Source organism: Vibrio sp. MM46 (assembly GCF_027587135.1).
Lineage (GTDB): Bacteria > Pseudomonadota > Gammaproteobacteria > Enterobacterales > Vibrionaceae > Vibrio > Vibrio harveyi.
The window spans coordinates 170245-184885 of record NZ_JAPPTO010000009.1 but is presented as its reverse complement, the minus strand read 5'-3'; the positions used below and the strand labels follow the sequence as shown (position 1 = coordinate 184885).

General features: G+C 42.3%; 14 protein-coding genes. 9 read left to right on the top strand and 5 right to left on the bottom strand.

Translation table 11 applies throughout. The annotated features are described in order from the left end of the window. Nucleotides 1–71 precede the first annotated feature (71 nt). On the bottom strand, nucleotides 72–545 hold the full coding sequence (locus OH459_RS12460; RefSeq protein WP_005451711.1) for a CreA family protein: 474 nt from the start codon (nucleotides 543–545) through the stop codon (nucleotides 72–74). Nucleotides 546–758: 213 nt separating this feature from the next. Here OH459_RS12460 and OH459_RS12455 point away from each other — a divergent pair, with 213 nt between their 5' ends. The 3 genes from OH459_RS12455 to OH459_RS12445 all read left to right on the top strand — a co-directional run bounded on the left by OH459_RS12455 (nucleotide 759) and on the right by OH459_RS12445 (nucleotide 4004). Then, nucleotides 759–1268 carry a hypothetical protein gene (locus tag OH459_RS12455; protein WP_009696706.1) on the top strand — a complete coding sequence of 170 codons (510 nt, stop codon included), beginning with the start codon at nucleotides 759–761 and terminating at the stop codon, nucleotides 1266–1268. 72 nt (nucleotides 1269–1340) lie between these two features. Beyond that, nucleotides 1341–3095, top strand: a complete 1755-nt coding sequence (locus tag OH459_RS12450) for an HD domain-containing phosphohydrolase (protein ID WP_199479568.1) — start codon at nucleotides 1341–1343, stop codon at nucleotides 3093–3095. Nucleotides 3096–3335: 240 nt separating this feature from the next. Then, nucleotides 3336–4004 (top strand): HAD-IA family hydrolase, encoded by a 669-nt coding sequence (locus OH459_RS12445; RefSeq protein ID WP_026000203.1) that lies wholly within the window; start codon nucleotides 3336–3338, stop codon nucleotides 4002–4004. A gap of 550 nt (nucleotides 4005–4554) precedes the next feature. Here OH459_RS12445 and OH459_RS12435 read toward each other — a convergent pair. Beyond that, nucleotides 4555–5985, bottom strand: a complete 1431-nt coding sequence (locus tag OH459_RS12435) for a methyl-accepting chemotaxis protein (RefSeq protein ID WP_269986975.1) — start codon at nucleotides 5983–5985, stop codon at nucleotides 4555–4557. Between the two features lie 609 nt (nucleotides 5986–6594). On the opposite strand from OH459_RS12435, the gene OH459_RS12430 reads away from it, so the two are divergent. After that, nucleotides 6595–7191 (top strand): acyl carrier protein phosphodiesterase, encoded by a 597-nt coding sequence (locus tag OH459_RS12430; RefSeq protein WP_009696702.1) that lies wholly within the window; start codon nucleotides 6595–6597, stop codon nucleotides 7189–7191. A 75-nt stretch (nucleotides 7192–7266) separates the two neighbouring features. Then, nucleotides 7267–8517 carry a DEAD/DEAH box helicase gene (locus OH459_RS12425; protein WP_269986974.1) on the top strand — a complete coding sequence of 417 codons (1251 nt, stop codon included), beginning with the start codon at nucleotides 7267–7269 and terminating at the stop codon, nucleotides 8515–8517. A gap of 36 nt (nucleotides 8518–8553) precedes the next feature. On the opposite strand, the gene OH459_RS12420 is transcribed toward OH459_RS12425, so the two are convergent. Then, nucleotides 8554–9342: an EAL domain-containing protein gene (locus OH459_RS12420; RefSeq protein ID WP_009696701.1), complete on the bottom strand. Its 789-nt coding sequence runs from the start codon at nucleotides 9340–9342 to the stop codon at nucleotides 8554–8556. A 197-nt stretch (nucleotides 9343–9539) separates the two neighbouring features. Next, nucleotides 9540–10172, bottom strand: a complete 633-nt coding sequence (locus OH459_RS12415) for a hypothetical protein (RefSeq protein ID WP_005451726.1) — start codon at nucleotides 10170–10172, stop codon at nucleotides 9540–9542. A gap of 130 nt (nucleotides 10173–10302) precedes the next feature. On the opposite strand from OH459_RS12415, the gene OH459_RS12410 reads away from it, so the two are divergent. The 3 genes from OH459_RS12410 to OH459_RS12400 all read left to right on the top strand — a co-directional run bounded on the left by OH459_RS12410 (nucleotide 10303) and on the right by OH459_RS12400 (nucleotide 11825). Beyond that, a complete protein-coding gene (locus OH459_RS12410; RefSeq protein ID WP_009696700.1) occupies nucleotides 10303–10545 on the top strand; it encodes a DUF2164 domain-containing protein in 243 nt (80 codons plus the stop codon). A 174-nt stretch (nucleotides 10546–10719) separates the two neighbouring features. Continuing rightward, the gene (locus tag OH459_RS12405; protein ID WP_053052789.1) at nucleotides 10720–11259 is read left to right on the top strand and encodes a cytochrome b; all 540 of its coding nucleotides are present in this window, start codon (nucleotides 10720–10722) and stop codon (nucleotides 11257–11259) included. Next, the gene (locus tag OH459_RS12400; protein WP_005451734.1) at nucleotides 11256–11825 is read left to right on the top strand and encodes a YceI family protein; all 570 of its coding nucleotides are present in this window, start codon (nucleotides 11256–11258) and stop codon (nucleotides 11823–11825) included. Before OH459_RS12405 ends, OH459_RS12400 begins: the two co-directional genes overlap by 4 nt. Nucleotides 11826–11922: 97 nt before the next feature. Here the strand turns inward: OH459_RS12400 and focA are convergent, their stop codons facing one another. Further along, nucleotides 11923–13374 (bottom strand): formate transporter FocA, encoded by a 1452-nt coding sequence (gene focA, locus OH459_RS12395; RefSeq protein ID WP_005451736.1) that lies wholly within the window; start codon nucleotides 13372–13374, stop codon nucleotides 11923–11925. Nucleotides 13375–13660: 286 nt separating this feature from the next. On the opposite strand from focA, the gene OH459_RS12390 reads away from it, so the two are divergent. After that, nucleotides 13661–14566: a LysR substrate-binding domain-containing protein gene (locus OH459_RS12390; RefSeq protein WP_005441888.1), complete on the top strand. Its 906-nt coding sequence runs from the start codon at nucleotides 13661–13663 to the stop codon at nucleotides 14564–14566. Nucleotides 14567–14641 lie beyond the last annotated feature (75 nt).

The window sequence follows — 14641 nt, the reverse complement described above, 5'->3', positions numbered from 1 at the left end:
TGTGTTTTATTACAAAGAAATTCGCCCGCTGAAAAATGCAGCGGGCTGGTGTTTTTAGCAGCGATTTGGGGTTAATTTGTAGGAGTTACAGTCGGTTCGACGTAAGCTTTCGTGCCCCATAATGGCACCGTTGACAAGCTATGTTTGAAGCTGCCTTCGGTCTCTTTCGTGGTGTATGATAAGTAAAGTAACGTCTGATTCTCTGGATCGTAGATTCGACGCACTTTCATCGTTTTAAAGAAGATACTTTTCGATTTTTTGAATACCACTTCCCCTGACTTGCTCTTGTCTATTTTTGCAATCATTTCTGGTGTGATATCACCGGTTTGACGACAAGAGATTGAGCTGTCACTCGGATCAGACAAACTTAGGTTCGCTTCAATAGAAGCAATATGACAAGTTACGCCAGTTACTACTTCATCTTGTAGGTGACCAATTTTAATGTCTTTCATTGTGAACATGCCTAGTGAGACGTCGCCCACTTCATTATCACTACACCCAGCCAAGACCGTTACCAAACCTAAAGCAAGCAAGCTTTTTTTCATTTTTCATCCCTTAAATAGGCTAATTTATTGATTCAATTTATCAGACGCACACGATTAAAACAAAATTTGGCGTTACCTCAGGAGTTTAGCTAGGTTTGTAAGAGGCTTCATGCTAATGTACCGCTCCAGAGCAGGTGAGCACTACATTTCTAATCAAAGTCCTGTCTTTTTTACGCTGTCCAAAATTGAACTAGCAGCGCTTAAGGTAAGAAAATGAACGAACAACAGTTAGAAAGCATTAAAAGAAAAAACGAGTGGCTGCATGATTTAGTAGAAGTTGAATTCCCTACTAAAGAAAGTTTGGAAGGTCGTGAAATTTACAATCGTATGCTTGAGCAGAAAACCTACGAGGTGAGTAGTAATACGTTGCTCTTAGACAATGAGTCAAACTTATCGGTAGAAGACATATTCTTAGTTGATTTTCATCGACTTACCGTGATGTTTTCAATTCTTCAATCGCAGCGTTGGGCAGACAAGCACGAACAAGAAATGATTGTTGAGTTCCTTACCCAAATCATCCTTACACCAGAATTTGAGTTGTATGTCGGATTTAAAGAAGGGGAGCCGGTTGGTGCCGCGATTGTAAGTCAATATGAAGGCAACACCCTTATTTCTGATTTAGTGGTTTCTCAAAATTTAGATAAACGCCAGTTTGTCTGTGATTTAGGAAAAAAGCTGAACCACGATCAAAAGTTGAGTGAAACAATAGTCATTGAAAATTGATCGATATCGGTTCCCTGAAGGGAATCGATGTTTAGAATGTGCAAAATCTTCTTTTTCTCGGCTGGGTAAAACATGTTTAAGCGTTTGACGCGTTTATTGGGTCTTTTGTTGTGCCTAGGGACGGCCGCAGTCAATGCTGACAATACTGATTGGGAAATCGAACGAGTACTGGTGTTACACTCCTATGAGCCTTCATATCAATGGACCAGTGATATTCAAAAAGGCATAGAAGAGGGCTTCAAACAAACGAACAGCGAAGTAAAGCTGTCGATTGAATATTTGGATGCAAAGCGAGTGCATACCGATGGCTATTTTAGACGGATGGCCAATTACCTTAAGTTAAAATACAAAGACTATGAATTTGATGGTGTCATCATTTCTGACGATGCCGCATTGCAGTTTGCAAAGCGATACCTTGCGAATGATGAACGTTTTACCCCTCTCGTAGCGGTTGGAATAAATGACGCGGACGCCACGCTTGATACGTTGAGTTCTTCTGGTAGCGTGCTTTATGAACAAGACCGAGTCGCCGAAAATATTCTGCTTATCAACCAGCTACGTCCTCAAATCAAGAACCTTTATTACTTAGCTGATCGTAGCATGACGTCTGAGCTCATTCATGAGCGTGTCGTTGCGGAAATGAAAAAGTTTCCTCAGATCAACCTAATCGAGTTACGTGATGAAACCCTTGATGACGCATCAAAGCAACTAGAGAACATAAGCCCAAATGATGCGGTTCTACTCACTCATTTTAATACAGAGGCAGAGCAAGGGCATTACCACTCTTATCAACAAGTGGCGCATGTTATTGGTGCAAAAAGCGCCGCTCCAGTTTTTGTTCTGTGGGAAATGTACCTCGAAGAACCGGGCATTTTAGGTGGTTTTGTCAACCGCTCTGAACAATACGGCTACGAGGCTGCTGAGTTGATGGCTGGGAAATTGGGGTTGTCCATGACCAAAGTGGATGATGAGCTGATATCCGAGGCCGTTCTCGATTTTACTGCTATCCAAAAATACGAAATCAGCCGTTACGATATTCCTGAAAGCGCACACATCATTAATGCGCCACCACCGGCGATTCAAGTAAACATCAAATTGCTCTTGTTTGCTTGTGCGCTGATTATTCTGTTGTTTCTGGTCATCGTCAGTCAGTTTATGACCATGCGCCAACGTAAAGTCATTGACCAAAAGAATCGAAAGATCGTAACGCTACAAAAGCGAACGTTGAGTGTTCAAAAGGAAATGATTCACATATTGGGCGAGGCGATTGAATGCCGATCTGGGGAAACTGGGCAGCACGTAAAGCGCGTCGCGAGACTATCTGCCACTCTGGCGGAATTTTATGGTCTTAGCCATCGCGAAGTGGAAATGATTGAAGTCATAAGCCCAATGCATGATGTGGGGAAAATCTCTGTACCTGAATCCATCCTAGATAAAAAAGGTAAGTTGGATGCAGATGAATGGGAGATCATGAAGCGTCACACTACGAAAGGCTTTGAGTTGCTCAATAATCGTGAAGGTGAAATCACCAAACTTGCAGCCATCGTCGCACACGAACATCACGAGCGTTGGGATGGAACTGGGTATCCAAATGGCTTAAAAGGTGAAGATATCCACTTGTTTGCGCGCATTGTTGCGATTGCAGATGTCTTTGACGCTCTATTTACCGAGCGATGTTACAAACGCGCATGGACAACTGAAGAGGTCGTCGAGCTGTTCAGGCAAGAAAAGGGCAAACACTTCGACCCTGTCTTGACTCAGCTTCTGTTAAATAATTTGGATGATTTTATAGAAGTGCGTTATTTGTACCCAGATAACGAAGTTTAATGCTAATTACCACGCTAAATGAAGTTTCATCTTTCTTAATTTTGGGGCTTCATTCGGTGATCTTGCTTAAAAAAATGTTAATTGCTCTTTCTCATTTCTACGAAATGCCAAGTCTGTCGTTTAAACATTTCTAAACTTACCTATCATGAGTATACATATTTAGTACAAATAAATAAGTCAATAAGTTCAAACTTAATTGAACAGCAGAGTGTGTAATATTCGTTGGCGGGGGACTGGCGTATGGCTATTAACAATATTAAATGCGTCATATTCGATTGTGATGGGACCTTGGTAGACAGTGAACGTTTGTGCTGCCAAGCATTGGTGAACGTGTTTAGCCAGTATGGCGCTGAAATGAGCTTCGATGAGTGTGTCGAGCATTTTAAAGGCGGTAAGTTGGCAGACATTCTCCGTGATGCGAAAGAGTTGATGAGCGTAAATGCCTCTATTGATGTTCTTGAACCGCAATATAGAGAAGAGTTACAAAAGCTATTTGTGCGTCACTTGCAACCAATGGACGGGGCAAAACGACTCATTCAGTTCTTAGATTCACACAACATTGAATATTGTGTTGCTTCTAATGGTCCTAAAGACAAGATTGAGTATTCACTAGAGCTGACAGGGCTATTGGACGCATTTAAAGGCAAAGTATTCTCTGCATTTGATGCGAACAGTTGGAAGCCGGAACCGGATCTCATTATGTACAGCGCAATGAATATGGGCTTTCTCCCTAGTGATTGCTTGTACATTGACGATACGCCTAAAGGAGTGGAAGCTGGTTTAAATGCAGGCGTAAGAACCATTCAGCTTTATAACGGCGCACCGATTAATCTAGTAAACGATGAGCGCGTTATTCAAATTTCACACCTTGATGAACTAAAAGAGCAGCTCTTAGGCTGCTCAGTTTAGTGACAAACATTGCTTAAACTATGGATGTGTTTGAATTTAGTTTGTAATAACGGGGTTTGATGCAAGCATTGGATAGATGAAAAGTTTTTTGTATGGAATCCACAAGAAGCACATGTGAATTTTTCGCCATCTGATGAAATCATATATTCATCGCATTGGCATAGGGGACACTGAAGATCATCAGTGTCTTTTGTTTTGTTGTAATTATTCATATTGTTCACCAGCAGCAAATTTTATTGGCAATATCTAGAATAGCGGAACGTCTAACCTTTGAACATTCTTTCATCAAGTTCAGAGAATTATTTCGATTCACTTCAAAGTAAAGTGATTTGATATCCAGATAATGCTTGATTAGCAAAATTTGTATACTCAAGTGCATCAAGGTTACAAGTGCATCCAGGTTACATAGTACCTTGCGTTGTTTTTCTTGCTCTCGAATCAATGACAACGCTCTGAACCCTGCATCTTGAAGTCACTTGGGTATAACAATAAAATCCACAACAAATAAAAAGGGCTCCTTACTCGGAGCCCTTTTTTGTCTTAATTTCGGTTATGCTGTGCGGTAGCGTTTCAATACTTCACCAAGCGAGACAGACGCTTGCGTTAACGCAGCAACCCCACTTGTTGATTGTTCTGCTACTTCTCTGATCGTATTAGATTGAGAACGAATGTCTGACAGTTCAGATGCAATGTCGTTTGCTACTGCGCTTTGTTCTTCCGCAGAGGTTGAGATTTGAATACTCATATCCATCAGTGAACGTGCTGAGTCAGCAATCGCTGTTACATCACCACCGATTTCATCAATCAGTTGGCTACTAGTTTGCGCTTGTTGAACGGTACGATCTGTAATAGAAGCTATGTTTTGGCTCTCGACCTGGAGCTTCTCAATCATAGCTTGAATTTCAACCGTTGCCTGTTGGGTGCGACTTGCAAGTGTTCGAACCTCATCAGCAACCACAGCGAAGCCACGACCTTGTTCGCCAGCGCGAGCCGCTTCAATGGCTGCATTTAGTGCGAGTAGGTTGGTTTGCTCAGAGATCGCATTGATGGTGGTGATAACGTCGTTAATTTGCGTTGTGTTTTCGTTCAAGCTGCCAACAGAAGCTGACGCTTGCTCAATGTAGCTCGATAAAGTTTCAATTTCGGTGATAACACTCTGTACGCGGTTACGACTGTTCTCAATCTGTTGCGCATCTTGGTCTGATTGAAGCGTTGCTTGCTGAGAAACACTCGATACTTCTTTGGCTGATGCTGTCATTTCTTCCATTGCCGTCGCAACAGAATCTAATGTCTGGTATTGATGTGCGATTTGCGTTTCGCTTAGCTTCATGTCTTGTTCGAAGGAGGCCGATGTTTCGCTTAGGGTATTTGCGTTATCTTTTACGCTGTTTACTAGCTCGGTCAGAGTATCCATTGACTTATCGAGCGCACAACCGATAGTGCCGAACTCATCGCGCCCTGGATGAAAACCTAATCGTGACGTTAAATCGCCGTCGCCAATCTTTTCAGTTGTTGTGTACAACACCCACAAAGCACCACCAATAAAGGTTGCTACCCAATAAGAGAATAGGGCGAACGGTACAGCCCAAAGTAAGCTTAGAAGGAACGTAGTTAAAGCCCCTGACTTCGCTTGTTGATATTGGCTAGATAAGTTTTCAGTGAATTGAATAGCTTGACCTGATTTTAATGAAGAATAAACGGTCACCGTACCGTTTTCAAACTTCGCATCGTTGACCGAGCTTACGTTCACAACGCCATTGATGCTGCGTAGGCTATCTGGTTGTGATTCGACCACACCCGAAAGCCGAGCTTGCGCAGCAATGATCGACTGCTGCTCAAATTGTTGAATGTCATTGAAATAGCGGCTGCCTGCCACTGAAGTTAAAGTCACTAGGAACAGAAGGAAAATGACCCACATTTTGTCGTTGATAGACATTTTGATAAACAACCTGTCTATCGTTCTAAACTCAACTTCTCTCATTTATAGCTCCATTTGAGATGAAAACGGTGTTGAACAAACTTATAGTTATATCGAAACAAAATATGCGCGGCTTATCAGCAAAATATGTAACAAGTGGCTAATCGATTTCAAAATATGAGATCTGAAGCTACCTATAACGGTACATCATATCCATTAATGACAGAAAACTAATTAAAATCTGACAATTGCATGCATATGAAATGGTAGTGCTTTGGCGTTGGTGTCTGGTTTTTTGGGAATATTGACCGCAAACGTTTACTTATGATTTCTGTCATAGCTTTCCAAAACTTTACTTTTCGCTGTCATGAATGTGTCATATAAAGGCTATAAAAAGGAGTTGCTGTCATCGATAAAGAAGAAGTTATGGCAGTAGAATCGAAGCATGAATGCTTCAGGAGATGTAAAACAAAGGAGGTCACAATGAGCGACCAATACCAAAACGACGAATGCCTTGAGATGCTTGATGCACTCGAAATCGGTATTATCTTGTCGGACTACATTGGCTCAGAAGAAGAAGCCGAATAAGTACAATTAGTACTCTCACCGCGTCACTACAGACGTTATACTAAGTTCATGTAAGACGAGCCAAAAGGCCACTCACAGCGTCTAATGAACTTTCTAGCCCACCTGCATATTGCAGATCACTGTAATAGCCATTTAATGGGAAACTTGCTTGGAGATTTCGTAAAGGGAGATCCAAGCAAGCAATATCAAGCTGATATTTCCAATGGTATTAAACTCCATCGTTTTGTGGATCGTATCACCGATCACCACGCTATTGTCGAAGAATGCAAACCACACTTTACTGGCGTTGCACGACGCTTTGCACCTATCGCTCTTGATATGTTTTGGGACCACTGTTTAGCCAAGCATTGGTATTCATTTAGCGAGCAATCTTTAGATTCCTTTGTTCAATATGCTTATCTTCAAGTGAATGAACAAATATCAGAACAACTTCCTCCACGATTTTTGTTATTACATAGTCGTATGTGGAGTGGTGGTTGGTTGCAGTCTTATCAATACTTAGAAAACATCGAATTTGCCCTTCATCGGATGTCACAAAGAACGCCGCGTATGGCAGACCTCACGACGACGTTTGAGGTTCTGGATAATGAATATGAACAATTGGAAGGGAAGTTTGCTGCGCTGTATCGAGATGTGTTGAGTCAATCTGCTGAGTATCATCAACAGCTAATTAATTCATAACGCATTGACTGCTAAAGGTAGTATGCCCAAAGGCGCTCTGGTAAACTCTGCGCTCCAAAAATTAAGAGGTTTATCATGTCCGTTAATTTCGCTGATCTTGGCATTGAACAACCGTTGGTTGAGACCCTAGGTGGTTTGAATATTGTTACGCCGACTCCTGTTCAGGAAAAATCGATTCCACACGTACTGGAAGGTAAAGATCTGCTTGCTGCTGCACAAACCGGTACAGGTAAGACAGCGGCATTTGGCTTGCCAATCATCCAGACTGTTCAGCAACAGAAACGTAATGGCACGCCGCAAGCACTGATTCTCGTGCCGACTCGAGAACTGGCTCAGCAAGTGATGGACAACCTCACGCAATACTCAGCAAATACTGATCTTAAAATAGTGTGTGTTTACGGTGGCACGAGTATTGGCGTACAAAAGAAAAAGCTTGAAGAGGGCATAGACATCCTTATCGCAACACCGGGGCGCTTACTTGACCATTTGTTTAATGGCAACGTAAACATTTCTAAAACAGGCATCCTTGTTTTGGATGAAGCGGATCGTATGTTGGATATGGGTTTTTGGCCTGATCTGCAACGTATCCTTCGTCGTTTACCACAAACGAAACAGATCATGCTTTTCTCAGCGACGTTTGAGAAGCGCATTAAAACCATTGCTTACAAATTGATGGATTCTCCGGTCGAGGTGGAAGTATCACCAGCAAATACGACGGCAGAAACAGTGAAACAAATGGTTTACCCAGTCGATAAGAAGCGTAAACGCGAACTGCTAGCGTACTTAATTGGTTCACGTAACTGGCAGCAGGTATTGGTATTTACCAAGACTAAGCAAGGCAGTGACGAATTGGCTAAAGAGCTTAAACTGGATGGCATTAAAGCGGTCTCTATCAATGGAGATAAATCTCAAGGTGCTCGTCAACGTGCGCTTGACGAGTTCAAAGAAGGTAAAGTACGTGCGTTAATTGCAACTGATGTTGCCGCTCGCGGTTTAGATATTCAACAACTTGAGCAAGTCGTTAACTTCGATATGCCATTTAAGGCGGAAGATTACGTCCACCGTATTGGTCGTACGGGACGTGCGGGTAAATCTGGTCTTGCGGTTTCTTTGATGAGTCGTGATGAAGAGTATCTATTGCATGCCATTGAAAACCTGCTTGACCAACGCTTACCGCAAGAGTGGTTAGAAGGCTTTGAACCAAGCTTAATAGAAGAAATTGAACCTGAACGTAATAGTGGTGGTGGTCGTCGTAAGAGTCGTTCTGCAGAAAAACGTAAGATGAAGGCAAAACTGGCAATCCATAAAAACCGCGGAAAAAACTGAAAATAAAAAGGTGATTGCGATTATCAATAACCTTGATTACGCAGTCTTTGCTTCTTGGTACGCTTCAAGCGTTTGAGGCATCGCTAATAAGTAGCCTTGATACATATCGAAACCGAGTTTTTTCATTAAGTTAAGTTGATGCTCGGTTTCAATTCCTTCAATAACGGTTTTTGAGTTCACATCTCTCGCTAGCGAGAGTGCCTCCATCAAACACGAAAAGTCGCCATTTTCGTACCTCAATAGCAATGACCGATCTATTTTTATGATGTTCGGTTTTACGCATCTAACGCGCTCAATCGTTGAGGCATCAATTCCGTAATCATCAATGGCAAGCATATAGCCATTATCACTGAGCTCTTTCGTAGCTTTGTAGAGGAAGTTTTCATCACTTGCATCAAGTTCAACTAACTCCATGACGATTTGCTTTCGGCGCAAGCCGGCTTCGACGATGGATTGATTTAACAAATTACTATAAGACATGTCTTTTGCCAGCATCTCTGCTGCTTTTGGTAAGACATTTAAGAACAGCTTTTTATTGCTAAACTTGGACTGACCGAAATTGCTGATGTGAATGAGTCGACTTAAGCGCTCAACATTGATTTGATCTTCACTGGGGATGCTCGTTGAGTGAAAGAATTGGTCTGGTCTAATCATGAGCCCATCTTGATTGCTGATACGTACCAGCGCCTCAAGACCGATGATAGAAAGATCTTTCTGATAGATGGGTTGAAATACGCTTCTCAACGTCAGTTGCTTATATTGTGCGACGTATTGCCCATCTAATTGTTTTGAAATGCAGCCCAGTAGCTGCGAGATACTCATCATTATTGTTTGTAACCTAGACCAAGACACTTTCACTGATGCCTAACTGATTGTTGTGCATCTAGTTTTACTTCAGTAAGTCGAATCTAATTGTGCTGAAGGGGTCAAGGCAAGAGAGTTAGCTTGTATTGAATGGAAATATCGATCAGCCTCAAACAAATAGATGAATAGGCTGATAATCTACCTGTTGCAATTTGATGTTACCACTGTAAAACCGCGTACAGTTGAAGGTACTTTCTGACCAGTTGTTGCTTGTTTGAGCGGCGCAAAGGATGTCCAAATTTAATGTAGCAAGGGCTGATACCAAAGCGCGTATCCAGGGAATGGGTAAGCTGTGACTCGCTGGTAAACAATGTGATGCCTTGCTCGGTATATTCATTAATTGGCTCAGGTAGCTCACCCATCCACCAATGTAATAACTCTCGACTGGTTTTACTACGGCTGATCCAATGATCGCTCACCAAAAATAGTAAGTCATTCGGCTGCAATGCATAGCCGTACTCACTTTGCCATTCAGTGATAGAAGAAAGTAGGTTTTCGCGGCATGAATTGCCTGCACTGACCATATGATGGCTTAATACCCAGACCGTACCAATTTCAGATGAGATGCGATAATGGTGAGGTAAATCTGGGGCATCAAGTACTTCAATTGGTTTGATGATACTACTGTAACCAAAGTGACGAAATGTGTGCTCCATACGTCGTGCAAATGCAAGACCGAGATGGTGTTCACTCATACCTTGGTTATGTACCGCAGGATAATGCTTCTCACACAGTTTGAGACAATCGTCCTGAAAATCATTGACACTTTGAATGACTAAGTCGAGTAGCAAAGAATATCCCTTAACGGTTAACAATATGAACGGCGAAAGGTTAGCATAGTCCTTTTAGGATAGACTAATTTAGATAGGCAACTTCTTGATCTAAACATCAAAATTGAGAATAGAGTTCCGTAGGTAAAATATGATCAAACTAGAAAGAGCGCAAAAAGAAACATTGGCGACAGCCATTCAAGATTACATGCAGGACGAACTGAGTCTTGAAATCGGGCAATTTGACAGCGAATTTTTGATTGATTTCATCACAGAAAAACTCGCACCGATCTATTACAACAAAGGGATTGAAGATGCAAAAACAGTAATTGAACGGCGTATGTTAGAAATGAGCGATGAACTGTATGAAATAGAACAAGAAGTTCAGATCTAGGTTTACGTTTTACAAACGATTTTAAGTTCCTTCAAATTTTTCGAACAAGATGTTTTAACAAGCAATATTGGTTAGATGTAAATGATGGTAAATAATCTGTTTCATACAAGGTAAATAAGTTAATGTTGTGTTTCTTGCTCAACATCAACTTAGGAACATATCTAGGAACGTGAGATGGAAACACTGGTAAAGAACTACAACCTACCTGCACGATTTATGCATTGGTTATCAGCACTTTGCATCATCGGTTTGTTTGCTGTGGGTTTGTGGATGGTCGACCTTAGCTACTACAGCGAATGGTATCGTACGGCGCCACATTATCACCGCTCTGTGGGCATTCTATTGGCAGTACTTACTTTGGCTCGCATCGTGTGGAAACATGTGACGGCGTCACCAAAAGTAGAAGGTAAACCTTATGAAGTAGCTGCAGCAAAGGCGGCACATGGTGTGATGTACTTATTGCTCATCACTATCTTTATTTCAGGTTACCTCATCTCAACATCTGATGGTCGCGGTATCGAAGTCTTTAATTGGTTTACGGTACCAGGCGCAGGGGAGTTATTTCCTGGTCAATCAGATATTGCGGGTGAAATTCACTTCTATGCAGCTTGGGCTGTAATCCTAATGGCTGGTTTGCATGCTGCTGCTGCACTAAAACATCACTTTATCGATAAAGACAACACATTAAGAAAAATGTTAGGAGCTTCAAAATGAAAAAGTCACTTTTCGCTACAGGACTAGCAATCGCTATGGCACTACCGTTTGGTGCTAACGCTGCAGATTACGTTATCGATACGAAAGGCGCTCACGCATCTATTAACTTTAAAGTAAGCCACTTAGGTTACAGTTTCATCAAAGGTCGTTTTAATACATTTTCTGGTGACTTTTCTTTTGATGAAAACAACATTGCTGATTCGAAAGTAAACGTAGTGGTTGATACAACTAGCCTTGATTCAAACCATGCAGAGCGTGATAAACACATCCGTAGCGGTGATTTCATCGATGCAGGTAAATACAGCGAAGCGACGTTTAAGAGTACAAAAGTTGTAGACAAAGGCAACGGTAAGCTAGATGTAACAGGTGACCTCACTCTTCACGGTGTCACTAAGCCAATCACAATCGAAGCAGAGTTTGTTGGCGCGGGTAACGACCCATGGGGTGGTGAGCGTGCGGGCTTCATTGGTCAAACCCGTCTTGAGCTTGCTGATTTCGAAATCCCTGTAATGGGCTCATCGAGCTACGTTGATATGGAATTGCACATCGAAGGTATTAAGAAGTAATTTCTTGCTCTTGTGCGTATAAATAAAGAAAGCGCTCTAAATAGAGCGCTTTTTTATTGGTGCCAACTTTTGTTGTTAGTTGTTAGTTGTAATAGTTTTATGCTGTTTCTAGAACGTTATCTTCAACTAGGTTTAGACGCTCGCCATATACCGGACGAAGAGCTTTAAGAACTTCACTACGTGTCACCACGCCAACCATCAGACCGTTTTCTAGTACAGGCAGCACTTGAGGCTTGCTTACTTTGATACTTTTCGCGCGTTCTTCTAAAGAAAGAGAAGTAAAGCGAGTCGCCATGCCCATGCTCGTCGTTGGGTAAAGTTGTTCTTTATCGATACATAAGAACTCAACAACGTCGACTAAGCGGTCATTTGCATCAATTGCTACTACGTCACGGCTCATCAAATCGACAACTTTTTGTTCTTGAGCTGGGATGTAATCTTGGCACCATAATTCAACCATTACGTCGTGTGCTGAGAAGAAACCAACCAAACGGTTTTCAATGTCAACAACAGGAGCACTGATTAGATTGTTGTCCAACAGGGTATCTAGTGCAGTTGATACTGGCATTTCTACGCTCAGAGTAACTGGGCTCGGGTTCATGATCTCTTTTACAATCGATGCGTTTTTCATAGTGCGTTCCTTAACTGACGTGAGTGTTGTAGTGTTTGTAATTGATGCAACTTTTGCTGCTTTAAGTTCTGGTCGACGGTAAATGCACCAGTTAGCTAAACCAACCAATACTGCACCACCAACGATATTGCCTAGAGTCACTGGAATTAGGTTTGCAGTGATGAAGTGACCGACATTCAAATCTGCATATTGAGAAGCTGGTACACCAACCGCAGTCCAGAAAGATTCCGGTGCGAAGTTTGCGATAACGATACCTAGCGGTACCATGAACATGTTTGCCACACAGTGTTCAAAACCACTGCTAACGAACATCGCTACTGGCATGATGGTCATTGCTGCTTTTGTCATAGCGTTTGCCGAGCTGAATGTCAGCCAGATTGCAAGACAAACCAATAAGTTACATAAAATGCCTAATGCAAAAGCTTGTACCAATGTATGGTGTAGTTTGTGCTGTGCGATGTTGAGTGCGTTTAAGCCCCATTGACCTGCATCCATTTGGTACAAGCCCGCCGCACTTACCAATGCAAGTAAAAACATTGCACCGATGAAGTTACCTACATAAACCTTGCCCCAAATCGACAACATTTTGCCGAATGAGATTTGTTTGTTTGCCCATGAGATGCTCGAAAGCACTGAGCTGGTAAACAACTCACCACCGCAAATGACGATGAGTATCAAACCCATACTGAATGCTAAACCACCAGCAAGACGGCTAAGCCCCCAACCTGCATCCGCACTACCTGTTGTCACTGTGATGTAGAACAAGAATGCTAAACCGATGAATGCGCCTGCCATAATTGCCAAACCCAGTGTCATGCCGCTGGTTTTGTTTGCTTTACTAAGTGCAAACTTCTCAGCTTCAGCCATCATTTCTTTTGGAGAGAAATACTGGATATTTTGAGAGCTGGTCACCGCCATAATGACTCCTTAGTCTGTGGTTTCATATGAACTCCTTGGTTAATGAAATCGAGACGTTTTCTGTACTCGAAAGAGAAGGTGTTATTGTTTTTTGTTGCGGTGTTCCCGAACCGCATATCCAGGTTAAGCAGGTCAGGGCTACAGGTAAAATTGATAATATTTAGAATCCTCATCAAATTATTTGATAAGTTCTTAAAGGCAGGTAAAATGAACCTCATTGCGTATTGACGCATGTATTTTTGGGTTGCGAGAGTATGGGGAATACTCGCCAATTAGGGAGGACACTTTGCGCTACTCACTTAAGCAATTAGCGGTTTTTGACGCTGTTGCAGATACCGGCAGTGTAAGCCAGGCCGCGGATAAACTGGCTCTGACACAATCGGCGACGAGCATGTCGCTTGCTCAGTTGGAAAAAATGCTTGGTAGACCTTTATTTGAAAGGCAAGGCAAACAAATGGCTTTAACACATTGGGGGATGTGGTTAAGACCAAAAGCAAAGCGTTTACTGCAAGACGCGCTACAAATTGAAATGGGTTTTTACGAGCAACACTTGTTGAGTGGGCACATTCGATTAGGCGCGAGTCAAACACCTGCAGAACACCTAGTTCCTGACCTTATCAGTATCATTGATAATGATTTTCCAGAGATGCGTATCTCCTTAGGCGTACAGAGTACTCAGGCCGTCATCGATGGTGTCTTGGATTACAAATACGATCTGGGCGTGATTGAAGGTCGCTGTGACGATAACCGTTTACACCAAGAGATTTGGTGTCGAGACCATCTTACTGTAGTCGCAGCGTCCCACCATCCATTTGCGCGTAACTCATCAGTGAGCTTAGCTCAACTTGAACAAGCGAAATGGGTGTTGCGAGAACATGGTTCTGGTACTCGCAAGATTTTTGATAGTTCGATTCACCATCTTATTGAAGATTTGGACGTGTGGCGTGAATACGAGCACGTTCCCGTTCTAAGAAGCTTGGTATCCAATGGCCAGTATTTGACGTGTCTGCCTTATCTTGATGTAGAACGTTACATTGAAGCTGGTGATTTGGTTGCGCTGAACGTACCTGATCTGAAGATGGATCGAACATTATCGTTTATATGGCGTGCTGATATGGCGGAAAACCCATTGGTTGACTGCATCAAACGTGAAGGCTTACGCATGATGAAAGGCAAACCTTCAGTGCTTTAAGCGATATTCGAAACAAAATGATCGCATCTTAGTAAAGGCTCTGCATTGTGCAGGGCCTTTTTTGTCATCTATTGC

Excerpts from the sequence above, each read along its gene's own strand:
- OH459_RS12460 (WP_005451711.1), bottom strand. The coding sequence starts at position 545 with ATGAAAAAAAGCTTGCTTGCTTTAGGTTTGGTAACGGTCTTGGCTGGG.
- OH459_RS12455 (WP_009696706.1), top strand. The coding sequence starts at position 759 with ATGAACGAACAACAGTTAGAAAGCATTAAAAGAAAAAACGAGTGGCTG.
- OH459_RS12450 (WP_199479568.1), top strand. The coding sequence starts at position 1,341 with ATGTTTAAGCGTTTGACGCGTTTATTGGGTCTTTTGTTGTGCCTAGGG.
- OH459_RS12445 (WP_026000203.1), top strand. The coding sequence starts at position 3,336 with ATGGCTATTAACAATATTAAATGCGTCATATTCGATTGTGATGGGACC.
- OH459_RS12435 (WP_269986975.1), bottom strand. The coding sequence starts at position 5,985 with ATGAGAGAAGTTGAGTTTAGAACGATAGACAGGTTGTTTATCAAAATG.
- OH459_RS12430 (WP_009696702.1), top strand. The coding sequence starts at position 6,595 with ATGAACTTTCTAGCCCACCTGCATATTGCAGATCACTGTAATAGCCAT.
- OH459_RS12425 (WP_269986974.1), top strand. The coding sequence starts at position 7,267 with ATGTCCGTTAATTTCGCTGATCTTGGCATTGAACAACCGTTGGTTGAG.
- OH459_RS12420 (WP_009696701.1), bottom strand. The coding sequence starts at position 9,342 with ATGATGAGTATCTCGCAGCTACTGGGCTGCATTTCAAAACAATTAGAT.
- OH459_RS12410 (WP_009696700.1), top strand. The coding sequence starts at position 10,303 with ATGATCAAACTAGAAAGAGCGCAAAAAGAAACATTGGCGACAGCCATT.
- OH459_RS12405 (WP_053052789.1), top strand. The coding sequence starts at position 10,720 with ATGGAAACACTGGTAAAGAACTACAACCTACCTGCACGATTTATGCAT.
- OH459_RS12400 (WP_005451734.1), top strand. The coding sequence starts at position 11,256 with ATGAAAAAGTCACTTTTCGCTACAGGACTAGCAATCGCTATGGCACTA.
- focA (WP_005451736.1), bottom strand. The coding sequence starts at position 13,374 with ATGGCGGTGACCAGCTCTCAAAATATCCAGTATTTCTCTCCAAAAGAA.